Source organism: Streptomyces asiaticus, from assembly GCF_018138715.1.
Classification (GTDB): Bacteria; Actinomycetota; Actinomycetes; order Streptomycetales; family Streptomycetaceae; genus Streptomyces; species Streptomyces asiaticus.
Genome location: NZ_JAGSHX010000006.1, coordinates 2162796 through 2184746 on the forward strand (window position 1 = coordinate 2162796; position 21951 = coordinate 2184746).

19 protein-coding genes and 1 riboswitch are annotated in these 21951 nt (G+C 72.8%); of the genes, 6 read left to right on the top strand and 13 right to left on the bottom strand.

Annotation, left to right across the window (positions count from 1 at the left end):
* Position 1 precedes the first annotated feature (1 nt).
* On the bottom strand, positions 2-655 hold the full coding sequence (locus KHP12_RS16800; RefSeq protein ID WP_014055413.1) for a response regulator transcription factor: 654 nt from the start codon (positions 653-655) through the stop codon (positions 2-4).
* 372 nt (positions 656-1027) lie between these two features.
* Between KHP12_RS16800 and KHP12_RS16805 the strand changes: the two genes are divergently transcribed.
* Complete coding sequence (locus KHP12_RS16805) at positions 1028-1201, top strand: hypothetical protein (protein ID WP_020867951.1); 174 nt, start codon at positions 1028-1030, stop codon at positions 1199-1201.
* Between the two features lie 199 nt (positions 1202-1400).
* Here KHP12_RS16805 and KHP12_RS16810 read toward each other — a convergent pair whose 3' ends face one another.
* Together KHP12_RS16810 and KHP12_RS16815 are read right to left on the bottom strand one after the other, a co-directional pair.
* Positions 1401-2201 carry an inositol monophosphatase family protein gene (locus tag KHP12_RS16810; protein ID WP_211833126.1) on the bottom strand — a complete coding sequence of 267 codons (801 nt, stop codon included), beginning with the start codon at positions 2199-2201 and terminating at the stop codon, positions 1401-1403.
* Positions 2202-2301: 100 nt separating this feature from the next.
* Positions 2302-3453: a ferrochelatase gene (locus KHP12_RS16815; protein WP_086883185.1), complete on the bottom strand. Its 1152-nt coding sequence runs from the start codon at positions 3451-3453 to the stop codon at positions 2302-2304.
* 119 nt (positions 3454-3572) lie between these two features.
* Here KHP12_RS16815 and KHP12_RS16820 point away from each other — a divergent pair, with 119 nt between their 5' ends.
* Positions 3573-4829, top strand: coding sequence for an MFS transporter (locus KHP12_RS16820; protein ID WP_086883191.1), 1257 nt, complete (start codon positions 3573-3575; stop codon positions 4827-4829).
* Positions 4783-6108, top strand: a complete 1326-nt coding sequence (locus tag KHP12_RS16825; protein ID WP_211833127.1) for a D-arabinono-1,4-lactone oxidase — start codon at positions 4783-4785, stop codon at positions 6106-6108. Before KHP12_RS16820 ends, KHP12_RS16825 begins: the two co-directional genes overlap by 47 nt.
* Positions 6109-6191: 83 nt before the next feature.
* On the opposite strand, the gene KHP12_RS16830 is transcribed toward KHP12_RS16825, so the two are convergent.
* Positions 6192-7142, bottom strand: a complete 951-nt coding sequence (locus KHP12_RS16830) for a hypothetical protein (RefSeq protein ID WP_208653104.1) — start codon at positions 7140-7142, stop codon at positions 6192-6194.
* Between the two features lie 356 nt (positions 7143-7498).
* Between KHP12_RS16830 and sepH the strand changes: the two genes are divergently transcribed.
* Entirely contained in the window at positions 7499-8587 is a 1089-nt protein-coding gene (gene sepH, locus KHP12_RS16835; RefSeq protein ID WP_086883186.1) for a septation protein SepH, read from the top strand.
* Positions 8588-8650: 63 nt separating this feature from the next.
* Here sepH and KHP12_RS16840 read toward each other — a convergent pair whose 3' ends face one another.
* Positions 8651-9487 carry a sulfurtransferase gene (locus KHP12_RS16840; protein WP_086883187.1) on the bottom strand — a complete coding sequence of 279 codons (837 nt, stop codon included), beginning with the start codon at positions 9485-9487 and terminating at the stop codon, positions 8651-8653.
* A 287-nt stretch (positions 9488-9774) separates the two neighbouring features.
* Here KHP12_RS16840 and KHP12_RS16845 point away from each other — a divergent pair, with 287 nt between their 5' ends.
* Complete coding sequence (locus KHP12_RS16845) at positions 9775-10548, top strand: VOC family protein (protein WP_086883188.1); 774 nt, start codon at positions 9775-9777, stop codon at positions 10546-10548.
* Between the two features lie 76 nt (positions 10549-10624).
* On the opposite strand, the gene KHP12_RS16850 is transcribed toward KHP12_RS16845, so the two are convergent.
* From KHP12_RS16850 to KHP12_RS16865, 4 genes are all read right to left on the bottom strand, one after another.
* Positions 10625-11269 carry a thymidine kinase gene (locus KHP12_RS16850; RefSeq protein WP_086883189.1) on the bottom strand — a complete coding sequence of 215 codons (645 nt, stop codon included), beginning with the start codon at positions 11267-11269 and terminating at the stop codon, positions 10625-10627.
* Positions 11270-11357: 88 nt separating this feature from the next.
* On the bottom strand, positions 11358-12599 hold the full coding sequence (locus KHP12_RS16855; protein ID WP_086886174.1) for an alkaline phosphatase family protein: 1242 nt from the start codon (positions 12597-12599) through the stop codon (positions 11358-11360).
* Complete coding sequence (locus tag KHP12_RS16860) at positions 12599-13195, bottom strand: DUF5998 family protein (RefSeq protein WP_020867961.1); 597 nt, start codon at positions 13193-13195, stop codon at positions 12599-12601. Before KHP12_RS16860 ends, KHP12_RS16855 begins: the two co-directional genes overlap by 1 nt.
* Positions 13196-13337: 142 nt before the next feature.
* Positions 13338-16166 carry a bifunctional acetate--CoA ligase family protein/GNAT family N-acetyltransferase gene (locus KHP12_RS16865; RefSeq protein ID WP_211833128.1) on the bottom strand — a complete coding sequence of 943 codons (2829 nt, stop codon included), beginning with the start codon at positions 16164-16166 and terminating at the stop codon, positions 13338-13340.
* A 189-nt stretch (positions 16167-16355) separates the two neighbouring features.
* On the opposite strand from KHP12_RS16865, the gene KHP12_RS16870 reads away from it, so the two are divergent.
* A complete protein-coding gene (locus KHP12_RS16870) occupies positions 16356-16637 on the top strand; it encodes an HPr family phosphocarrier protein (RefSeq protein ID WP_020867963.1) in 282 nt (93 codons plus the stop codon).
* A gap of 157 nt (positions 16638-16794) precedes the next feature.
* Here the strand turns inward: KHP12_RS16870 and KHP12_RS16875 are convergent, their stop codons facing one another.
* From KHP12_RS16875 to KHP12_RS16890, 4 genes are all read right to left on the bottom strand, one after another.
* The gene (locus tag KHP12_RS16875) at positions 16795-17550 is read right to left on the bottom strand and encodes a GntR family transcriptional regulator (protein WP_086884069.1); all 756 of its coding nucleotides are present in this window, start codon (positions 17548-17550) and stop codon (positions 16795-16797) included.
* Between the two features lie 265 nt (positions 17551-17815).
* Positions 17816-18610, bottom strand: a complete 795-nt coding sequence (locus tag KHP12_RS16880) for a M23 family metallopeptidase (protein ID WP_086884070.1) — start codon at positions 18608-18610, stop codon at positions 17816-17818.
* A gap of 14 nt (positions 18611-18624) precedes the next feature.
* Positions 18625-18789: riboswitch (cyclic di-AMP (ydaO/yuaA leader) on the bottom strand.
* Positions 18790-19073: 284 nt separating this feature from the next.
* On the bottom strand, positions 19074-20456 hold the full coding sequence (locus KHP12_RS16885) for a M16 family metallopeptidase (RefSeq protein ID WP_086884072.1): 1383 nt from the start codon (positions 20454-20456) through the stop codon (positions 19074-19076).
* 20 nt (positions 20457-20476) lie between these two features.
* Complete coding sequence (locus tag KHP12_RS16890) at positions 20477-21847, bottom strand: M16 family metallopeptidase (RefSeq protein WP_078559733.1); 1371 nt, start codon at positions 21845-21847, stop codon at positions 20477-20479.
* Positions 21848-21951 lie beyond the last annotated feature (104 nt).

Consider the following 21951-nt stretch of genomic DNA (forward strand, 5'->3'; position numbering starts at 1 on the left):
ATCAGATCCGGTAACCGGAGCCGGGGACGGTGACGATCACGGCGGGCTCGCCCAGCTTGCGGCGCAGGGTCATCACGGTCACCCGCACCACGTTGGTGAACGGGTCGGTGTTCTCGTCCCAGGCCTTCTCCAGCAGCTGCTCCGCGGAGACCACGGCGCCCTCGCTGCGCATGAGCACCTCCAGCACCGCGAACTCCTTCGGCGCCAGCTGGATCTCCTTGCCGTCCCGGAACACCTCGCGGCGGTTGGGGTCCAGCTTGATCCCGGCGCGCTCCAGGACGGGCGGCAGGGCGACGGTCGTCCGGCGGCCGAGCGCCCGGACGCGCGCGATCAGTTCGCTGAAGGCGAAGGGCTTGGGCAGATAGTCGTCCGCGCCGATCTCCAGGCCCTCCACGCGGTCGCTGACGTCGCCGGAGGCGGTGAGCATCAGCACACGGGTGGGGATGCCGAGTTCGACGATCTTGCGGCAGACGTCGTCGCCGTGCACGAGGGGCAGGTCCCGGTCGAGGACGACGACGTCATAGTCGTTGACGGCGATCCGCTCCAGGGCGGCGGCTCCGTCATACACGACGTCGACGGCCATGGCCTCCCGGCGTAGTCCGGTGGCCACCGCATCGGCGAGCAGCTGCTCGTCCTCGACGACGAGTACGCGCACGTCGTTGGTCCTTCCATGATTGCCGCAGTGGGCGGGGTGATCTCGCCGAACTCGATGGGTGTTCGGCGCCTCCATCCTGCCTCGAAGTCTCATAAACCGGCGGTAAGAGGGTCGCCGCGGGATCGGCGCGGGATCCCGAGTGCGGATCATGACCGCGGCGGAGGGGTCCGCGGCGGTCGGAACACCGAATTCAGATTCTTTCGGGTCCGGAGGTTTCCCCCGAAGACGGGGTGGGGAGGACGACTGCACACCCGCGATCACGCCCTGTCCCCGGCATATCTGGCCGGCATTGCCGTCGGCAGGGGCCATTCACGTGATCAACCCGCCGTCGGCACACCCCCGTGCCACCGACCCACGACGAGGGGGCGCAACATGGACGCGTTCACCGCAGGCATTCTGCAGCGCATAGAGAACACCAAGTCCGATCTCATTCGCGCCCGTGAGACGGGCGACGACTTTCTTGTGGACGTGGAGCAGTCGGAGCTGGAAGACCTCCGTCGCCTCGCCGCCGAGCACGGCGTCGAAGTAAGCGCCTCGTTTGCTTGATCCCTTGTGGATTCCGGACCCGATCCAGATCCGGATTCCATGTGACCGTGTGACCGTGTGACCGATTCCCATTCACCGCCGGATGGCGATCCAGAAAACATCCGGTAACCACGCCGAAGCGCCCCGGTGTCCTTGGGACTCCGGGGCGCTTCCGTGTGTGGATGTATGCGGCCGTGTGTGTGGAGGGCCGGGGACGGGATCAGTCGTGCCAGGCGCCCAGGTCGTCCAGAAGCCCCCGCAGCGGCTCGAAAAGGCCGGGGGCGGCGGCGATGGTCAGCTCGGTGGAGGCCGGGACGCCCGGCCGCCCTCCGGTGAGCGCGCCCGCCTCGCGCGCTATGAGCGCACCGGCCGCGAAGTCCCAGGGGTTGAGCCCGCGCTCGTAGTAGCCGTTGAGCCGGCCGCAGGCCACATCGCACAGATCGATGGCGGCCGATCCGCCGCGCCGGATGTCCCGCACCCGCGGCAGCACCTCATTGAGCACCCTGGCCTGCCCGATGCGGCGCTCGCGCACATACCCGAACCCGGTGCCGATCAGCGACTCCTCGAGCGGGGCCGCGGGGCGGCAGTGCACCTGCTCCCCGTTCCGCCAGGCGCCCTGGCCCAGGACCGCGTGGAAGGTCTCGCCGCGCACCGGGGCGATGACCACCCCGACGACCGCCTCGCCGTCCTTCTCGGCGGCGATGCTGACCGCCCACGACGGCAGGCCGTAGAGGTAGTTCACGGTGCCGTCGAGCGGGTCGACCACCCAGCGCACCCCGCTGCTGCCCTCGCTGCTGGAGCCCTCCTCCCCCAGCACCCCGTCCCGCGGGCGGCGGCGCGCGAGGAGGTCGGTGATCAGCTTCTCGGCGGCGATGTCCATCTCGGTGACGACGTCGATCGGGCTGGTCTTGGTGGCCGCCACCCCGAGGTCGGCCGGGCGGCCGTCGCGCAGCAGGGCCCCCGCGCCGCGGGCGGCCTCCATCGCCGTCTCGAGGAGTTCGGTCATGAGCGGGTCGGTCATCGTGCTCCTTAGCGGATTGCCCGGAGGGGCGAGCGGCGGTGGCGGGCCGGGGCGGTGGGCGCGGCCGGCCAGAGCCCGGGGCGTGCGGGGACGGGTGCGGTCAGTCGGCGCCCGCGGCGGCGGGGCGCGGCGACCGGGCCGGGCAGCAGCCCACCGGGCACACGTCATGGCTCGGGCCGAGGGCGCCCAGGGCGCAGCGCACCGGGGCGGCCGCCGCCCGGCCCTCGGCGAAGCGCTCGGTGGCCGCGCGCTCCAGCACCAGCTCGCGTACGCACGCGGCGAACCGCGGGTCGGCCCCGACGGTCGAGGCGCGGGAGACCGGCAGCCCCAGCTCGGCGGCCTTGGCCGTGGCCTCGGTGTCGAGGTCGTACTTGACCTCCATATGGTCCGAGACGAAGCCGATCGGGACCATGACGACGGCGGGCGCGCCCTCGCCGTGCAGCTCCTCGAGGTGATCGCAGATGTCCGGCTCCAGCCAGGGGATGTGCGGGGCGCCGCTGCGCGACTGGTAGACCAGCCGCCAGGGGCGCTCGACGCCGGTCTCCTCACGCACCGCGTCCGCGATCAGCCGGGCGACATCGAGGTGCTGGGCGACGTACGCACCGCCCTCCCCGTCCTCGGTGTGCGCCTCCACCGGGCCCGAGGTGTCGGCGGCGGCGGTCGGGATGGAGTGGGTGGTGAAGGCGAGGTGGGCCCCGGCCCGCCGGTCCTCGGGCAGTTCGGCGAGGGCGGCCAGGGTGGTGTCCACCATGGGCCGCACGAAACCGGGGTGGTTGAAGTAGTGCCGCAGCTTGTCCACGCGCGGCAGCGGCAGGCCCTCGCCCTCCAGGGCGGCCAGGGCGTCCGCCAGGTTCTCGCGGTACTGCCGGCAGCCCGAGTACGAGGCGTAGGCGCTGGTGGCCAGCACCAGGATCCGGCGGTGGCCGTCGGCGGCCATCTCGCGCAGGGTGTCGGTCAGATACGGCGCCCAGTTGCGATTGCCCCAGTAGACCGGCAGGTCCAGGCCGTGCTCGGCGAAGTCCTTGCGCAGCGCGTGCAGCAGCTCGCGGTTCTGCGCGTTGATCGGGCTGACCCCGCCGAAGAGGAAGTAGTGCCGGCCGACCTCCTTCAGCCGCTCGCGGGGGATGCCCCGCCCGCGCGTGACGTTCTCCAGGAACGGCACGACGTCATCTGGGCCCTCCGGACCGCCGAAGGAGAGCAACAGCAGTGCGTCATACGGGTCGGGGGCAGGCTGTACTGACTGATCCGGCATGCTCCCGATCCTGCCACCCGCCGCTGACGGGCGGGAAACGGCCCTGCGCGAACCGGGCGCCGGCCCGTAATCTGTATCAGCGCTCTACGATCCTTACCCTGCTCACGGCGGAGTCTGCCTTGCCCAGTCCCGGCCCCTACCGCGCGATCTTCGCCGCCCCCGGCGCCAAGGAGTTCTCCGCGGCCGGCTTCCTCGGGCGGATGCCGCTGTCCATGGCGGGCATCGGCGTGGTCACCATGGTCTCCGAGCTCACCGGCCGGTACGGGCTCGCGGGCGCCCTGTCGGCCACGCTGGCGCTCTCCGCCGCCGTCATCGGCCCGCAGATCTCCCGGCTGGTCGACCGGCACGGCCAGCGCCGGGTGCTGCGTCCCGCGACCCTCATGGCGCTCGCCGCCGTCTGCGGGCTGCTGCTGAGCGCGCACCGGGGCTGGCCGGACTGGACGCTGTTCGTCTTCGCCGCCGCGTCCGGCTGTGTGCCCAGCGTGGGCTCCATGGTGCGAGCTCGCTGGGCGGCGATCTACGGGGACTCCCCGCGCGAACTGCACGCCGCGTACGCGTGGGAGTCCATCGTCGACGAGATCTGCTTCATCGTCGGGCCGGTCATCTCGATCGGGCTGTCCACCTCCTGGTTCCCGGAGGCGGGCCCGCTGCTGGCCGCCTGCTTCCTGGCGGCCGGGGTCTTCTCGCTGACCGCGCAGCGGGCCACCGAGCCCGTACCGCATCCGCGCGGGCACCACACCGGCGGTTCGGCGCTGCGCTCGCGCGGGCTCCAGGTGCTGGTGGCCACCTTCATGGCGACCGGCGCGATCTTCGGGGCGATCGACGTGGTGACGGTGGCCTTCGCCGAGGACGAGGGCCACAAGGGCGCGGCCAGTCTGGTCCTGGCGGTGTACGCGGCGGGCTCCTGCCTCGCGGGCGCGGTCTTCGGGGTACTGCGGCTGAGCGGTCCGGTGTCCCGTCGTTGGTTGTGGGGTATTTGTGCGATCGCCGTGAGTATGATCCCGCTCCAACTGGTCGGGAACCTGCCGTTCCTGGCCGTGGCGCTCTTCGTCGCGGGCCTGGCCATCGCACCCACGATGGTCACCACCATGGCCCTTGTCGAACGGCACGTACCACGCGCGCATCTGACCGAGGGGATGACCTGGGTGAGCACCGGGCTCGCGGTCGGGGTGGCGCTCGGCTCGTCGGCCGCCGGATGGGTGGTGGACGCGGCCGGCGCCCGGGCGGGGTACGCGGTGCCGGCCGTGGCCGGGGCGCTCGCGGCCGCGGTGGCGTTCCTCGGGTACCGCCGGCTCCGGCCGGCGCCACAGCGGGAGGGGTCGGGTGCGGATGGCCGTCAGGACCGTGAAGACCGTACGGAGCAGCGTGTGGCGTAACTGGGCGGGGAACGTGATGGCCCGCCCGACGCGGATCGTCGCCCCGTCGTCCACGCAGGAGCTGGCCGAGATGGTGCGCCGGGCGACGGCGGAGGGGCTGAAGGTGAAGGCGGTGGGCACCGGCCACTCCTTCACCACCGTGGCCGCCACCGACGGGCTGCTGATACGCCCGGACCGGATGGCGGGGGTGCGCGGTCTTGACCGCGAGGCGGGGACCGTGACCGTCGCGGCCGGCACCTCGCTCCGGCAGCTCAACGAGACGCTGTCGTCCCATGGTCTTTCGCTCGTCAATATGGGCGACATCATGGAGCAGACGGTGGCCGGGGCGACCTCCACGGGCACCCATGGCACCGGCCGGGACAGCGCCTCGATCGCCGCCCAGATCAAGGGTCTGGAGCTGGTGACGGCGGACGGTTCAGTACTGCGCTGCTCGGCGGAGGAGAACCCGGAGATCTTCGCGGCGGCCCGGATCGGACTCGGCGCGCTCGGCGTGGTCAGCGAGATCACCTTCGGGGTGGAACCGGAGTTCCTGCTCTCGGCGCGCGAGGAGCCCATGCCCTTCGACCGCGTGATGGCCGATTTCGAACAGCTCGTGGCCGAGAACGAGCACTTCGAGTTCTACTGGTTCCCGCACACCGGTAACTGCAACACCAAGCGGAACAACCGCAGCACCGGCCCCGCCGCTCCGGTGGGCCGGGTCAGCGGCTGGGTGGACGACGAACTGCTGTCCAACGGCATCTTCCAGGTGGCCTGTTCGGTGGGCCGGGCGGTCCCCGCCACCATCCCCGGAATCGCCAAGATCTCCAGCCGTGCCCTGTCCGCCCGGACCTACACGGACATCCCTTACAAAGTCTTCACCTCTCCGCGCCGGGTGCGGTTCCTGGAGATGGAGTACGCCGTGCCGCGCGAGGCCGCGGTCACCGTGCTGCGCGAGCTCAAGGCGACCATCGAGCGGTCCGGACTGCGGGTCAGCTTCCCGGTGGAGGTGCGCACCGCGCCCGCCGACGACATCCCGCTGTCCACCGCCTCCGGGCGCGAGACCGCGTACATCGCCGTCCATCTGTACCGGGGCACTCCGCACCGGGCGTACTTCACGGCGGCCGAACAGATCATGATCGCGCACGGCGGCCGTCCGCACTGGGGCAAGCTGCACAGCCGCGACGCCGCCTATCTGGCCGGGGTCTATCCCCGGTTCGGCGAGTTCGCGGCGGTGCGCGACCGGCTGGACCCGGACCGGCTGTTCACCAACGACTATCTGCGGCGGGTGCTCGGCGACTGACGGGTCATGGCCCGTCGGCCGACTGACGGGTCACGGCGCGCCGGGCGACTGACGCGTCAGAGCCCGTCGGCCGGACTGACAGGTCACGGCGCGCCGGTGACGCCGGGGGTGGGCACGGCCTCGCCGGACGCGTCCGTTCCGCTCTCCGTGGCACCGCCGGACGGGGTACGGGAGGGGCCCGGCGTGGCGGGCGCGGAGGTGCCGGGCGCGGTCGCGCCGCCGCTGCCGCCGTCCTGGCCGGAGCCGTCGCCGGAGCCCTTGCCGGAGCCGGACGATCCGGACGCGTCGGGCGTCGGCGTGGTCGAGGCGTCGGCCGCGCCGCCCCCGCGGGAGGTGTCCGGAGACGGCGCCTCGCCGCCGCCCCCGGACGAGCCGGGGCTCCGCGACGGGGCGGACGGGTCCCGGCGCGAGGGGCCGGGGATGGACTTCGCCCCCGAGGAGCCGCTCACGCTGTCGCTGACGGTGGTTCCGGTCCGGTTCTCCCCCCAGACGTTGGACACCGGGCCGCCGGAGAACATCTCGATCCCCGTGATCACGCTCATGGCGACGACGAAGACGGCGGCCGCCCCGACGGCGTGGCGCCGCCGGACCCGCGGCCGGGCGCCGTGCGTGGTCGGCTCGCCGTACTCACCGGGGGCCGGGGTCCGCGCGGACGCGACCGGCGCGGCGGGCCCGGTGGGCCCAGCGGGCTCGGCCGGCTCGGTGGGCTCGACCGGCTCGGTGGGCCCGGCTTCCTCGGCCGGCGCGACCGGACCGGCCGGACCGCCGTACCGCCGGCGCCCGGTCGGCCGCGTCTGGACCCGCACCTCCTTGATCTGTTCACCGGTGCGCCGGAACAGATGCTGGAAGAGGGTGCCGCCCGCGGTCGCCACCACGCTCACCACACCGGCGCCCAGGATCGTCCCGTAGACGCCCAGTTTGGACGCGAGCACCGCGGCGGCGACGGCCGCCAGCGCGCTGCCGGCCACATGGGCCGCGCTCAGCTCGATCCGTCCGCTCTTGTGTTGTCCGTCGCTGTCGGCCTTGCCGTGCATCTCCCGCCTCGCTTGGACATTCGTTCCAGCTTGCAGGGAGAAGTGACCGATAAACGAAGCGGATCGTTCCGATTCTGTCGTTTCTGTGAAACTTGCCACCCAAATTGGGCCTCACTTCGAAGGATTCGGGCTGCCATCCCCCTCCCGGCCATGAACTCGGCTGGCGTGCCGCTCTACCTGAGCGGCCCGAATGGAGTACTGTGGCGAGCCTTGGCCCCGCTTTCCCGTCCGGCCGCCCGGACCCAACGGGAGGGGTCAGAGGGCGGCAATCAACCGGCCCGGGCAACTCGGCAAAGTTGTGGCAGGCTGCACCCGGGCAGGCCACACTCGTCTAGCGGGAGAGCAGCGACGCAACCGTGACGTCGGCAGGCACCACCCGGGAGGTCCCCATGCCCGAACTGCGTGTCGTGGCCGTCAGCAACGACGGCACACGGCTGGTGCTCAAGGCTGCGGACAGCACGGAGTACACACTTCCCATCGACGAGCGACTGCGCGCCGCGGTGCGCAACGACCGCGCTCGGCTCGGCCAGATCGAGATCGAGGTCGAGAGCCATCTGCGGCCCCGTGACATCCAGGCCCGTATACGTGCCGGCGCCACCGCCGAAGAGGTCGCGCAGATGGCGGGCATCCCCGTCGACCGCGTGCGGCGCTTCGAGGGCCCGGTGCTCGCGGAGCGCGCCTTCATGGCCGAGCGCGCCCGTAAGACTCCCGTGCGCCGCCCCGGCGAGAACACCGGACCGCAGCTCGGCGAGGCCGTGGCGGAGCGGCTGTTGCTGCGCGGTGCCGAGAAGGACACCACGCAGTGGGACTCCTGGCGGCGCGACGACGGCACCTGGGAGGTGCTGCTGGTCTACCGGGTCGCCGGTGAGCCGCACTCGGCGAGCTGGACCTACGACCCACCCCGGCGGCTGGTCCAGGCGGTGGACGACGAGGCGCGGGCGCTGATCGGCGAGGCCGACGACACGCCCGAGCCGAGCTTCCCGTTCGTGCCGCGGATCGCCCGGCTGCCGCGTGACCGGGACAGGGACCGGGACCGGACGTCGCCCGAGCGCCTCGGCGACGACGACGCCCCGGCACCCGCGTCCGCGTCCGTCTCGCTGGACGACGGTCTCGGCGAGCGGGACTCGCTCACCAGCCTGCTGGAGGCCGTGCCCAACTTCCGGGGCGACATGGTCGTGCCCGAGACGCCGGTCGCGTCGGCGGCCCCGACACCGGAGGAGCCCGCCGAGGAGCCGGAGGCCGTCGAGCCGCCCGCCTCCGCGGCGAGCGCGGGTTCGGCGTACGCGGATGTGCTGATGCCGCGCTCGGTGGCGGGCCACCGCGACCGGCTGACCGGTACGACGGACCGCCAGGCGGAGGCGGACGGCGTCCGCCCGGGCCGCCGGGCCGCGGTGCCGAGTTGGGACGAGATCGTCTTCGGCACCCGCCGCAAGAAGCAGGAGTAGCGGCTGCCGCCGCGCCCGACGGGCCCCGCCACCGCACGCCGGTGGCGGGGCCCGTCGGTGTGGTCAGCCCCGCTCGGGGCCGGTGGCCACCGGACGGGCGCCGTCCGAGGACCATTCGCTCCAGGAGCCGACGTACAGGGCTGCCGGAACGCCCGCGACCGCGAGCGCCAGCACCTGGTGCGCGGCCGAGACCCCGGAGCCGCAGTACACCCCGACCTCGGCGTCCCCGGTGGCGCCCAGGGCCGCGAACCGCTCCGCCAGCCGCTCGGCGGGCAGGAAGTGGCCGTCATCCGTGACGTTCTCCGCCGTGGGAGCGGAGACCGCGCCCGGGATATGGCCGCCGACGGGGTCGATGGGCTCGACCTCCCCCCGGTAGCGCTCGGCCGCGCGCGCGTCCAGCAGCACCCCGCGCCGGGCGAGCGCCGCCGCGTCGTCCGCCTCCAGCAGCGGCAGTGCCCCGGGCCGCGGGACGAAGTCGCCCTCGGGCGCGTCCGGCACCTCGGTGGTCAGCGAGCCGCCGACCCCCGTCCAGGCGGGCAGACCCCCGTCGAGCACCCGGACGGACGGATGGCCCGCCCAGCGCAGCAGCCACCACGCGCGCGCCGCGGCCCACCCCTGTCCGCCGTCGTACGCCACCACGCGCCGGTCCTGGCTCACCCCGGCTCGGCGCATCGCGGCCGCGAACGCGGAAAGATCGGGCAGGGGGTGGCGGCCGGACTTTCCGGGTGGGCCCGCGAGCTCCGTGTCGAGGTCGACGTAGACGGCACCGGGCAGATGCCCCGCCTCGTATGCGGGGCGGCCGGGAGGCCCGCCGAGCTGCCAACGCACATCGAGCAGGAGCGGAGGATGATCCTCCGCCAGCTCGCTCATGAGATCGGATGGGGTGATGATGGCATGCATAGGGATCATCCTTGCGTAGGTATCTCTGCGTCGATTGGACCACCCGGTCACCCGGTGTACGTTCGGGTGACACCAGAGCGCAATGAAGCCGAAACGGATGTGCGGTAGTAATTCGGGCATTCTGCTTCGAGGCACGGTGAATTGCCGCTCCGCCAGGGCGCTATGTGCGACAGGTGGTGCAAACATCTGTCGGACCCCCCGCATCAGCACCTCCGCACGACCGCCCCGCGCCGCCGACCGGCCCGGGGCCGTACGTCCACCACGATGGTCCGAGGAGAGAATGACGTATGACCCAGGCAGCGACTCGGCGCACACCGGGCACGCCCTGCTGGACGAGTCTGATGGTGCACAGCCTTGCCGCGACACAGGACTTCTACCACTCCCTGTTCGGCTGGGAGTTCACCCCGGGCCCCCAGCAGCTCGGCGCGTATGTCCGCGCGGTCCAGGGCGGCCGGCCGGTCGCCGGGTTGAGCGAGCTGCCTCCGGATCGCCATCTGCCCGTGGCCTGGATGACCTATCTGGCCTCCGACGACGCCGATGAGACCGCCGAGATGATCCGCGCGTGCGGCGGCACCGTGGCGGTGGGCCCGCTGGACGCCGGCGAGGCCGGCCGGATGCTGATCGCCGCCGACCCCGAGGGCGCGGTGTTCGGGGTGTGGCAGGAGTGCACCTACGCGGCGGCGGAGCCCGGGGCGCCGGGCACTCCGGTCTGGCACGAGCTGCTGACCCGTGACGGCACCGGGGTGCTGAAGTTCTACAAGATGGTCTTCGGCTATCAGGCGGAGCCGGCCGCGCCGGAGGAGGCGGGCTGCCGCACCCTGCGGCTGGACGGCCGGCCGGTCTGCGCGGTCCAGAGCGTGGGCGACGCCCTGCCGCGCGACCGGGGCCCGTACTGGATGACCCACTTCGCGGTGGACGATGTGGACGAGACGGTGCGCCGGGTGACCGCGCTGGGCGGTCAGGTGGTGCGGCCTCCGTCGCGGGGAGCGAGCGGCCATCGGGCCACGGTGCGGGACCCGGAGGGGGCGTCCTTCACCGTCGTACGGCGCGCTGAGGGATGAGCCGGGCGCCGGCCGGGGGGCCATGAGTCGAGCACCGGCCGGGGGCCGGGGCGGGCCGGACCACGGGAGGACCCCGTCAGTCGACGGGCAGCACCTCCGGTGACAGGGCGGCGGCGCGCGCCCGGGCGGCCGTCATCCGGCGCCGGTGGTGGCGCCGGCACAGCACCTCGTAACCGACCTCGTTCCCCGGCCGGTTGACGTCGCCCACGACCACCTGGGCGCCCTCGACGACCATCTGGCCGCCGACGGTACGGGCGTTGTGCGTCGCCCGGGCGCCGCACCAGCACAGCGCCTCCACCTGAAGCACCTCCACCCGGTCGGCGAGCTCCACCAGGCGCTGGGAGCCGGGGAAGAGCTTGCTGCGGAAGTCGGTGGTGATGCCGAAGGCGAAGACGTCCACCTCCAGGTCGTCCACCACCCGGGCGAGTTGGTCGATCTGCGGCGGGGTCAGGAACTGCGCCTCGTCCGCTATGACGTAGTCGACCCGGCCCCCGGCGGTCAGCGCCTGGATCACATGGGTGTAGAAGTCGAGGTCGTCGGCGACCTCGATGGCCTCGGTGGCCAGCCCGAGCCGCGAGGAGAGCTTGCCCTCGCCCTCCCGGTCGTCCCGGGTGTAGATCATCCCCTGGAGCCCGCGCGCCGAGCGGTTGTGCTGGATCTGCAGAGCGAGGGTGCTCTTTCCGCAGTCCATCGTTCCGGAAAAGAACACCAGCTCGGGCATGAGGAGGCGGGGCCTTTCGTAGGGCGGGGGTGACCGGGGCGGGGCTGAGCGGGGCGGGCGTGAACGGGGCGGGCGTGAACGGGGGCGCTCAGGAGCGTACTTCGAGGAGCGGCACCAGCTGCTCCAGGGGGGTCATCGAACCGTGCAGCCCGACCATGGCGGACTCCTTCGGCTCGGTGTGCGAGGCGACGATCGCGATGTCGTCGCGCGCGGCGGCCACGATGTCGCCGATCCGCCGGTACACCCGGTCGTCGACGCCCTTCCCACCGCCATCGGCACCGCCGGGCCCGCCGAACCAGCCCGCCTCGATGGCCTCGTCACGGCCGGCCACCCACATCCGCTCCCCCAGCACCTCGCGCCAGACGGCCAGCACATCGCCCGCGGCGCCCGGGACGGCGTACACATGGCGGGCGCGGCCCTCGCCGCCGAGCAGCGAGACGCCCGCGCGCAGCTCCCAGTCCTCGTCGAAGTCGATGCGCGACTCCGGGTCGAAGGGGACGTCGATCATGCCGTGGTCGGCGGTGACATAGAGCGCCGAGCGGGGCGGCAGCCGCTCCGCCAGCCGCTGGGCGAGCCCGTCGACATAGCGGAGCTGATCGCGCCACTCGGGCGAGTCCACGCCGAAGCGGTGCCCCTTGCCGTCCACCTCGCTGTAGTACGTGTAGACGAGCGAGCGGCCCGCGGCGGCGAGTTGCTCGGCCGCGAGGTCCATCCGCTCCTCACCGGTGAGCCGCCCGTGGAAGGTGCCGCCGCTGAGCGCGACCTTGGTGAGCGGGGTCTCGGCGAAGGTGGGCGCGGAGACCTGGCAGGTGTGCACCCCCGCGGCGTCGGCGAGCTGGAAGACGGTCGGATACGGCTGCCAGGCGTGCGGCTCCGTCCAGGGCTGCCAGCGCAGCTGGTTCATCAGCTGGCCGGTGTCCGGGTCCAGCACCGTGTAGCCGGGCAGGCCATGGGCGCCGGGCGGCAGTCCGGTGCCCACCGAGGCGAGCGAGGTCGCGGTGGTGGACGGGAAGCCCGCGGTGAGCGGCTCCCCCGAACCGTTCAGCGAACTGGGCAGCAGCGAGGTCAGAAACGGCGCCTCGTCGGGGTGGGCGCGCAGCAGCTCCCAGCCGAGGCCGTCCACCAGGAAGACGCAGACGCGGTCGGCGGGGGCCAGCGCCAGGCCGGAGGAGAGCCCCGGGACCTCCTGGCCCGCGGCCACGGCGGGCAGCAGATCGGCGAGCGAGCCGGTGCCGTACCGCGGCAGGGGCGCGGAGCGGGGGTCGAGCGGGGTGGGCTCGGGCCAGAAGGAGGCGGTGGAGGGCAGCGGGCCGGTGGCGGGGCCGGACATCAGCGACCGGTGTCCGGGGTGGCCGCGGTGGCCTCGGAGAGCGCCTGGGCGAAGGCGAGGGTCTGACGAACGGTGTCGGGGCCGTCCCCGGCCTCGCTGACGCGCAGGCTGAGGTCGTCGGCGGTGGACGAGCCGGTGTAGCCGTGGTCGGCCTCGCAGTTGGGGTCGCCGCAGGCGGCGGGCTCCAGGTCCAGGCGGCTGACGGCGCCCCAGCCGATGGTCAGCACGACCTCGCGGGGCAGCGTGCCCGGGGTGTACGACTCGGGGTTGGCGACGACGCGGCTGAGCACGACCGAGGAGATCCGCTGGAGCTTCACGGACTCGGTGGAGGTGGTGGCGTACGGCGACGGGGAGGTGCCGTCCGCGGCCTGCTCGTCGGTGTGGCTGACGATGAAGCGATTGTCCGTGAGGACCAGCACCGTCACATGGCGGCGGACCTCGTTGGCGTCGAAGGTGGTCTCCTGGTGGACCAGGTACGACACGATGGGCTCGCCGCCCACGGCGGCCTCCACCGCCTCGGCCACGAGTGCCGGGTAATAGCCACTGCGCTCGATCGCCGCGCGCAGCCCCTGGGTCGTCGTACCGGTCTTCGCCATGTGCACCATCCTACGGGGCGACGCCGACACGGGCGCCCGTGCCCGTCGAGGCTCGGACGACTCCCGCCGAGGTTCGGACGACCGCACGCCAAGGTTCGGACGGCTCGGCACGCCAAGGTTCGGACGGCTCGGGGCAGGCGGCTCAGTAGGCGGGCATGTGGCGGGGGCCGAGGTCGGTGCGCGGGGGCGGCGGGGCGAGCCGCGCCGAGGCGCCGAGCACGGACAGGCCGTGCTGGGCGACGACGACGGGCTCGAGGTCGACGGCGACCATTTCGGGGTGGTCGTCCACCAGGCGGGACACCCTCAGCAGCAGCTCCTCGAGGGCTACGGTGTCCACCGGCTTGGAGCCGCGCCAGCCGAACAGCAGCGGCGCGGTCCGGATGGACCGGATCAGCTCGGCGGCGTCCCGGCCGGTGACGGGGACGAGGCCGTGGGCGGTGTCGCCGAGCAGTTCGGACGGGGCGCCGGCGAGCCCGAAGGAGAGCACGGCCCCGGCGGCGGGATCGATGGCGGCCCGTACGACGGTGTCCACGCCGCGCGGCGCCATCCGCTGCACGACCAGCCCCAGCTCCTCGGGGCGGCCCAGGTAGTCGGTCAACTCGGCGTAGGCCCGGCGCAGTTCCGTCTCGCTGCCCAGCTCCAGCCGCACCCCGCCCAGGTCGGCGCGGTGGCGCAGATGGGGGGCAGTGGGCTTGAGCGCGACCGGGAAGCCGAGCCGCTCGGCGGCCCTCACGGCGGCGTCGGGGTCGGGCGCGGGGAGGGCGGGCAGCACGCTGACGCCATAGCGGGCCAGCAGGCGCTGGGTGTCGGCGGCGGACAGCTCGACGCCGGGGCCCGCGCCGTCGACCGTCCCGCCGCCCGTGCCGTCGCCGCCGTGGCCGCCGCCGCCGTGGCCGTCCGCCGGGGCGAGCAGGACCTGGATGTCGGCGGCGGCACCCGCCTCGTCGATGTCGTCGTACTCCGGGACCCGCCCGGGCTCGGCGGACTCCTCCCGCCAGCGCGCGTACCGTACGGCCTCGGCGAGCGCGCGCACGGCCCGCTCGGCGGCGGGGTAGGCGGGGATCCTGCGGGTGCCCGGGGCGGGCTCGGCGCCCGTCCCGGCCAGGGCCTGTGCGAGTTCCTGGATCTCCAGGTGGACCACCGCCACCGGCTTGGCCGGACCGGGCCCGGGAGTCTGCGCCGCCTCCCTTACGGCCGCCGCGAGGGCCTGGGCGCTGCCGTCGCCGACCCAGGGGATGGCGGTGACGATCACGGCGTCACAGGTGTCGTCGGCGAGGGCCTCGGTAAGGGCGCGCCGGAAGTCGTCCGGGGTGGCGTCCGTGGTCAGGTCGCGGGGCGGCAGCGGGCGGAGTTCCTCGGTGAGGCAGGCGTCGTAGGTGATCAGGCCGAGCGACTCGGAGTTGCCGAGGATGGCGACGCGCGGACCGGCGGGCAGCGGCTGGGAGGCGAGCAGCACCCCGGTGTCGGCGAGTTCGGTCACGGTGTCGACCCGGATGACGCCCGCCTGCCGCAGCAGATCGGAGACGGTGGCGTCCGGGATCCGGGTGGTGGGCACGGCGTGGCCGGTGGGGGCGCTGCCGGTGTGGCGGGCGCCCTTGACGACGACCACCGGTTTCACGGCCGCCGTGCGCCTGGCGAGCCGGGTGAACTTGCGGGGGTTGCCGATCGACTCCAGGTACATCAGGACGACGTCGGTCAGCGGATCGTCGTACCAGTACTGGAGCAGGTCGTTGCCCGAGACGTCGGCGCGGTTCCCGGCGGACACGAAGGTCGATATCCCCGCGATCCCGGCGAGGCTCGCCAGCCCGGCGCCGCGCCGGTTCAGCCCGGACAGCAGCGCGATGCCGATCGCCCCGGACTGGGTGAACAGGCCCAGCCGGCCGGGGTTGGGCAGCCGTGGGGACAGGGAGGCGTTCAGCCGGACGCCGTCGGCGGTGTTGATGACGCCGAAGGCGTTGGGGCCGATGACGCGCATGCCGTAGGACCGGGCCTGGCGGACGAGATCCCGCTGCCGGTCACGGCCCTCGCCCCCGCTCTCGGCGTATCCGGCGGAGAGCACGACGAGCCCCTGGACGCCGTGGTCGCCGCAATCGGCCACGACGGCGGACACCCGCTCGGCGGGGACGGCGACGACGGCCAGGTCCACGGGCTCCTCTATGGCGCGCAGCGAGCGGTGGGCCGGGACACCCTCGGGCTCCAGGAGCGTCATGTCGTCGGGGAAGGCGTGGTTGACGGCGTGGACGCGCCCGGTGAAGCCGCCGTCCAGAAGGTTGCGCAGCACGGTGCGGCCGACGCCGCCGGGCGTGCGGCTGGTGCCGATGACGGCCACGGAGCCGGGCGCGAGCAGCCGCTGGACGGAGCGCGCCTCGGCGCGCTGCTCACGGGCGCGCATGACGGCCAGGGACCGGTCGGTGGGTTCGAGGTCGAACTCGAGGCGGACGACCCCGTCCTCGAAGCTGCGCTTCTGGGTGTAGCCCGCGTCCGTGAACACCTTGATCATCTTGTTGTTGGCGGGCAGCACCTCGGCGGCGAACCGCCGGATGCCCCGCTCGCGTGCCACGGCGGCGATGTGTTCGAGGAGCGCGGAGGCCACCCCGCGGCCCTGGTGGGCGTCCTGGACGAGGAAGGCGACCTCAGCCTCGTCGGCGGGGGCCGCGGCGGGCACCCCCCGGCCGTCGATGCGGTCGTACCGAACGGTGGCGATGAACTCATCCCCCACGATGGCCGCCAGGCCCACCCGGTCGACGTAGTCGTGGTGGGTGAAGCGGTGGACATCGCGGTCGGAGAGACGGGGGTAGGGCGCGAAGAAGCGGTAGTACTTCGACTCGTCCGAGACCCGCTCGTAGAAACTGACCAGCCGCTGGGCGTCATCGGTGGTGATGGGACGGATCTGTGCCGTGCCGCCGTCCCGGAGCACCACATCGGCTTCCCAGTGGGTCGGGTAGGCGTGATGGTCCGACGGGCTCCGCATGGGAGCCAGCGTACGGGCCCGCCCGGTCCGGATGGTGGACACCCTTGCATCGGGGCCAAGTGTCGGGGGAAGGTCCGTATCGGGCCAGTCCGGGCATGGCCGGGCTCACTCGGACATCGTTCGGGTGAATCCGGACACCGTATGATTTTGGTCTAGACAACACCACCGTCACACCTGAAGGGCAACACCATGGCTGAGCGCCGCGTCACCATCGGCTGGGCCGAGGGCCTGCACGCCCGCCCTGCGTCGATCTTCGTCCGGGCGGCCACCGCCGCCGGCGTCCCCATCACGATCGCCAAGGGCGACGGCACCCCGGTCAACGCCGCCTCCATGCTGGCCGTGCTCGGCCTGGGCGCCCAGGGCGGCGAGGAGGTCGTCCTCGCTTCCGACGCGGACGACGCCGAGGTCGCGCTCGACCGTCTGGCGAAGCTGGTGGCGGAGGGGCTCGAGGAGCTTCCCGAGACCGTCTGACCCCGGGCTAGCCCTGCCTGGAATTCCCTGGCTGATTCCCGGAGTGATTTCAGGGATTCGACACGGCGGGGCCGCGGTGGCCGTAATGGTCACCGCGGCCCCGCCGTTTTCATGTTTCCGCGCACAGAATTCCCAAGAGTTGTATACGGGAGCTCTGTTAATTCCGGCCGCTTGCCGTGTTGACGGAATGTTTCGAAGTCCTCACCGGAATCGGGCGGCGCAGCCGGTATTCCGACAGCGCGCGCTCGGTGTGCGCGGTGGCGAGCGCCCGCGCGCGGTCGGCGTCGCCGCGCGCCACCGCGTCCACCAGCGCGCCGTGCTCCGCCCAGGACTCCATGGCCCGCGCGGCCGGGTCGGGGCGCACGGTGCCCTCGGGGGGCGCGGGCCACGCCCCGGGAGCGGCCGCGTACACCCACGCGGTCTTACGCCGCAGCTGGACGAGCAGCGCGGCCAGGCTCGGGCTGCCGGACGCCTGGGCGAGCGTCTCGTGGAACCAGTCGCCCAGCGGCCGCAGTTCGCCGAGCTGACCGCCCTGGGCCCGCTCCCGGCCGAGCCGGACCAGTCCGCGCAGCACCTTCAGATGGGCCTCGGTGCGGCGCTGTGCGGCCCGTGCGGCGCCCAGCGGCTCCAGCAGCGTGCGGATGTCCAGCAGATCGGCCGCCTCGCGCTCGGAGGGCTGGGCGACGCAGGCCCCCGCGTGCCGCCGGGTCGTCACGAATCCCTCGGACTCCAGGGTGCGCAGGGCCTCGCGGACCGGCACCCGGGAGACGCCGTAGCGCCGGGCGAGCAGTTCCTCGGTGAGGCGGCTGCCGGGCTGATACGCACCGGAGACGATGTCGTCGCGAATCGCCGTGCAGACCGCGTGTGCCGAAATCCGGCGACCGCCCTGGACCGCGTTCGTATCCCCGCTCACTTACGGTCCCGCATTGTAGAACCTCCGCCTTTACGCCCGCGAAACGTAACCATGGAACGCGCGTTGAACGACTCTATTCCACGCGGCCGCCATTTCCGATGGCGGGAAGCATTTCATAGATATTTTTTGGTCAGGCGGGCGGTGGCACGCCGAAGGCCCCGTCCGGCGGACGGGGCCTTCTCGGAAGTCTCCCGGGATCCCGGGATCGTGGGACCGCGCGGCGTTCGCGCCGGACGCGCGACGGGGCAGACGTCGACGCCGTGCGTCAGACGTTGACGCCGTGCGTACGCAGGTACGACAGCGGGTCGATGTCCGAGCCGTAGTCCGGGCTGGTGCGGGCCTCGAAGTGCAGATGCGGTCCGGTGACGTTGCCGGTGGCGCCCGACAGGCCGATCTGCTGGCCGGGGGTGACCTTCTGGCCGACCGAGACGCTGATCGACGACAGATGGCCGTACTGGGTGTACGTGCCGTCGTTCATCTTGATGACGACATTGTTGCCGTAGGAGCCGCCCCAGCCCGCCTCGACGATCTCGCCCATGCCCACGGAGTGCACCGTGGTGCCGGTGGAGGCGTGGAAGTCGATGCCGGTGTGGGTGCCGGAGGACCACAGTCCGCTGGACGCCTGGTAGCCGGTGGAGACGTAGGAGCCGCTGATCGGCGACACGAAGGTGTTGAGGCGCTTGCGCTCGGCCTCGCGCGCCGCGCGCTCCTTGGCCTCGCGCTCGGCCTTGGCCTTCTTCGTCGCGGCCTCCGCCTTTCTGGCGGCCTCCTGGCGGGCGATCGCCTCTGCCTTGGCCTTGGCGGCGGCCTGCTCGGCGGCGGTCTCCTGGGACTGCGCCTGGGCCTCGATGTGGTCCGCGATCCCGTCGCCGATCACGATCGCCTGGGTCAGACCGGTCTGCTGGGGGTCGGGGGGCCCGTCGGCCGCGAACGCCTGTCCGGTGATCCCGGCGACCACACCCGAGGCGACGGTCGTGATGCCCACGACGTTCGCACTCGTGCGGATGTTGACCTTGGTGGTGCGGCGATGCTTCCCGGTGGCAGTGCGGGTGGACGCCATACTGAGGCGCACTCCTTTCCTTCCTTCTCGCCTACCGGGTTAGCTGACGGGTTCGGAGCAGGAAGGTCTCCTACGGACCCCTCCCCCGGCCGGGGAAGGCGCCCGATTCACCCCTGGGGACGTGTTGGGTCCCCGGCTCCCCTGGCTTGCGCCGTACGGGGACTCGGCGATGACTGTCCGGTGCCGCGGATGCGGCGGGTCGCTGGCGAACAGCCGGACTGACGCTAAACGGGCCCGCTTTCGATCACCAAACGGTTCCGGTTTTTTGTTGCTCTCCCCACAAACCAAACAAGCAGTCAGTCCTATAAATCGGGCATGTCCGACGGACTCCGGCGCCCTTCCGGGACCGGGGTCCCTCCGCTGCCGGCTCATGGACCCGAGGTCCGCCGGACCGCCCGCCGGACCGTCAGCGAGTCGGCCGGACCGGCGGTTCAGCGCACGGATCCGGCCAACTTTCCTCGCCTCAGTTGGAGATGACGCGCACCTCGCCGATGCCGAGCGCCCGGACCGGCTCCTCGATCGCCGAGGCGTCCCCGACCAGCACCGTGACCAGCCGGTCCGCCGGGAAGGCGCTCACCACCGCGGCGGTGGCCTCCACCGTGCCGGTCTCCGCCAGCCGGGCGTACAACTGCGCCTGGAAGTCGTCCGGAAGATGCTGCTCGACCTGGTCCGCGAGGGTGTTCGCGACGGACGCCGCCGTCTCGTACTTCAGCGGGGCGACGCCCACCAGGTTCTGCACCGCGACATCGCGCTCGTCGTCGGTCAGCCCCTCCTCCTTCAGCGTGCGCAGCACCTTCCAGAGGTCGTCCAGCGCGGGGCCGGTGACCTCGGTGGCCACCGAGCCGCTGATCGCCAGCATCGAGGCGCCCGAGGAGCCGCCCGTGGGCGACGGGGGCCCGGAGCGCAGCACCTGTCCGAAGGCGCGCACCCCGTAGGTGTAGCCCTTCTCCTCACGCAGCACGCGGTCGAGGCGGGAGGTGAGGGTGCCGCCCAGGCAGTACGTGCCGAGCACCTGCGCGGGCCAGACCCGGTCGTGGCGGTCGGCGCCCACGCGCCCGATGAGCAGCTGGGTCTGCACCGCGCCCGGCCGGTCGACGATCACCACACGGCCGGTGTCGTCCGCGACGATCGGCGGAGCCGTGCGCGGCGCGCCCGCCCCGCCCGTCCAGGCACCGAGGGTGTCCACGAGCGCCCGGTCCAGGTCGACGCCGCCGAGGTCGCCCACGATGACGGCGGTGGCGGTGGAGGGGCGGAGATGCGCCTCGTAGAAGGCCCGCACGGCCGCGGCGTCGATGCCCTCGATGGTCTCCTGGGTGCCCTGGCGCGGCCGGGACATCCGCGACTCGGCCGGGAAGAGCTCAGCGGAGAGGGCCATGGAGGCGCGGCGGGCCGGGTTGGCCAGCTCATGGGGGATCTCGTCCAGCCGGTTGCGCACCAGCCGCTCGACCTCGCCGTCCGGGAAGGCGGGGGCGCGCAGCGCGTCGGCCACCAGACCGAGCGCCTTGGGCAGCCGGGAGACCGGGACCTCCAGGGAGACGCGGACGCCGGCGTGGTCGGCGTGGGCGTCCAGCGTGGCGCCGCAGCGCTCGAGCTCGGCGGCGAACTCCTCGGCGTCGTGCTTGTCGGTGCCCTCCGACAGGGCGCGCGCCATGATCGTGGCGACGCCTTCGAGCCCGGCCGGCTCGGCGTCCAGCGGCGCCTCCAGGTTGATCTCCACGGCGACGACCTGCTGGCCGGGGCGGTGGCAGCGCAGCACGGTGAGGCCGTTGGGCAGCTCACCGCGCTCGGGGGCGGGGAACGCCCACGGCCTGGGGGCGCCGCCCTTGGGCTGCGGGTGGAAGGTCATGGTCGCGGTGACGGCGTCGCTCACTGGGCCGCCTCCCCTTCTGCGTCGGTCTCGGCGGCTTCGGCGGTGTCGGCTGCGTCCTCGGCACCCTGGACGGGCTCGTAGACCAGCACGGCGCGGTTGTCGGGGCGCAGCCGCGCCGCGGCCACGGCCCGCACCTCCTCGGGGCTGATGTCGAGCACCCGCTCCACGGCGGTCAGCGCCAGCTGCGGGTCGCCGAAGAGCACCGCGTAACGGCAGAGCTCGTCGGCCCGGCCGCCGACCGTGGCCAGCCGGTCCAGCCACTCGCGCTCGATCTGCGCCTGGGCGCGCTCCATCTCCTGCGGGGTCGGCCCCTCCTCGGCGAAGCGGGCCAGCTCCTCGTCGACGGCGGCCTCGATGGCGGGCACCTCGACACCGCCGGAGGTCTTCACGTCCAGCCAGCCCAGCGAGGGGGCGCCCGACAGCCGCAGCAGGCCGAACCCGGCGGCCACGGCGGTGCGGTCGCGGCGCACCAGGCGGTTGTGGAGCCGGGAGGACTCGCCGCCGCCGAGGACGGTCAGCGCCAGGTCGGCGGCGTCGGCCTCACGGGTGCCGTCGTGCGGCAGCCGGTAGGCGGCCATCAGGGCGCGGGCCGGGACCTCCTCCTCCACGACCTCGCGCAGCTGACCGCCGATCACCTCCGGGAGCGTGCCGTCACGCGGCGGCCGCTTGCCCTCGTGGGAGGGGATGGAGCCGAAGTACTTCTCGATCCAGGCGAGCGTCTGCTCGGGGTCGATGTCGCCGACGATCGCCAGCACGGCGTTGTTGGGGGCGTAGTAGGTGCGGAAGAACTCCCGCGCGTCCTCCAGGGAGGCCGCGTCCAGGTCGGCCATGGAGCCGATCGGGGTGTGGTGGTACGGGTGGCCCTCGGGGTACGCCATGGCGACGAGCTTCTCGAAGGCGGTGCCGTACGGGACGTTGTCGTACCGCTGGCGGCGCTCGTTCTTGACGACGTCGCGCTGGTTCTCCAGGCTCTCCTCGTCCAGCGCGGTCAGAAGGGACCCCATCCGGTCGGCCTCCAGCCACAGGGCGAGCTCGACCTGGTGGGCGGGCATGGTCTCGAAGTAGTTGGTGCGCTCGAAGCTGGTCGTGCCGTTGAGCGAGCCGCCGGCCCCCTGCACCAGCTCGAAGTGGCCGTTGCCGGTGACCTGCGCCGAGCCCTGGAACATCAGGTGCTCGAAGAGGTGCGCCAGGCCGGTGCGCCCCTTGACCTCATGGCGCGAGCCGACGTCGTACCACAGACAGACCGCGGCGACCGGGGTCAGATGGTCCTCGGAGAGCACCACGCGCAGGCCATTGGCCAGGCGGTGCTCAGTCGCTTTCAAGCCGCCGGAGCCGGCCTGCTGCGTGGCCGTGTGACCCATGGGCATGTACGTCCCTTCGATCGCGTGATGGAGCGCGTGCCAGCCGCTTGCGCAGCGCTTCTGTCACTGTATGCAAGGGGACGGACATCTGGCGAAGTTCCGGTCCACTC

Coding starts and splice junctions, on each gene's coding strand:
- KHP12_RS16805 (WP_020867951.1), top strand. CDS start 1,028: ATGGACGCGTTCACCGCAGGCATTCTGCAGCGCATAGAGAACACCAAG.
- KHP12_RS16810 (WP_211833126.1), bottom strand. CDS start 2,201: ATGACCGACCCGCTCATGACCGAACTCCTCGAGACGGCGATGGAGGCC.
- KHP12_RS16815 (WP_086883185.1), bottom strand. CDS start 3,453: ATGCCGGATCAGTCAGTACAGCCTGCCCCCGACCCGTATGACGCACTG.
- KHP12_RS16825 (WP_211833127.1), top strand. CDS start 4,783: ATGGCCGTCAGGACCGTGAAGACCGTACGGAGCAGCGTGTGGCGTAAC.
- KHP12_RS16830 (WP_208653104.1), bottom strand. CDS start 7,142: ATGCACGGCAAGGCCGACAGCGACGGACAACACAAGAGCGGACGGATC.
- KHP12_RS16840 (WP_086883187.1), bottom strand. CDS start 9,487: ATGCATGCCATCATCACCCCATCCGATCTCATGAGCGAGCTGGCGGAG.
- KHP12_RS16845 (WP_086883188.1), top strand. CDS start 9,775: ATGACCCAGGCAGCGACTCGGCGCACACCGGGCACGCCCTGCTGGACG.
- KHP12_RS16850 (WP_086883189.1), bottom strand. CDS start 11,269: ATGCCCGAGCTGGTGTTCTTTTCCGGAACGATGGACTGCGGAAAGAGC.
- KHP12_RS16855 (WP_086886174.1), bottom strand. CDS start 12,599: ATGTCCGGCCCCGCCACCGGCCCGCTGCCCTCCACCGCCTCCTTCTGG.
- KHP12_RS16860 (WP_020867961.1), bottom strand. CDS start 13,195: ATGGCGAAGACCGGTACGACGACCCAGGGGCTGCGCGCGGCGATCGAG.
- KHP12_RS16865 (WP_211833128.1), bottom strand. CDS start 16,166: ATGCGGAGCCCGTCGGACCATCACGCCTACCCGACCCACTGGGAAGCC.
- KHP12_RS16870 (WP_020867963.1), top strand. CDS start 16,356: ATGGCTGAGCGCCGCGTCACCATCGGCTGGGCCGAGGGCCTGCACGCC.
- KHP12_RS16880 (WP_086884070.1), bottom strand. CDS start 18,610: ATGGCGTCCACCCGCACTGCCACCGGGAAGCATCGCCGCACCACCAAG.
- KHP12_RS16885 (WP_086884072.1), bottom strand. CDS start 20,456: ATGACCTTCCACCCGCAGCCCAAGGGCGGCGCCCCCAGGCCGTGGGCG.
- KHP12_RS16890 (WP_078559733.1), bottom strand. CDS start 21,847: ATGCCCATGGGTCACACGGCCACGCAGCAGGCCGGCTCCGGCGGCTTG.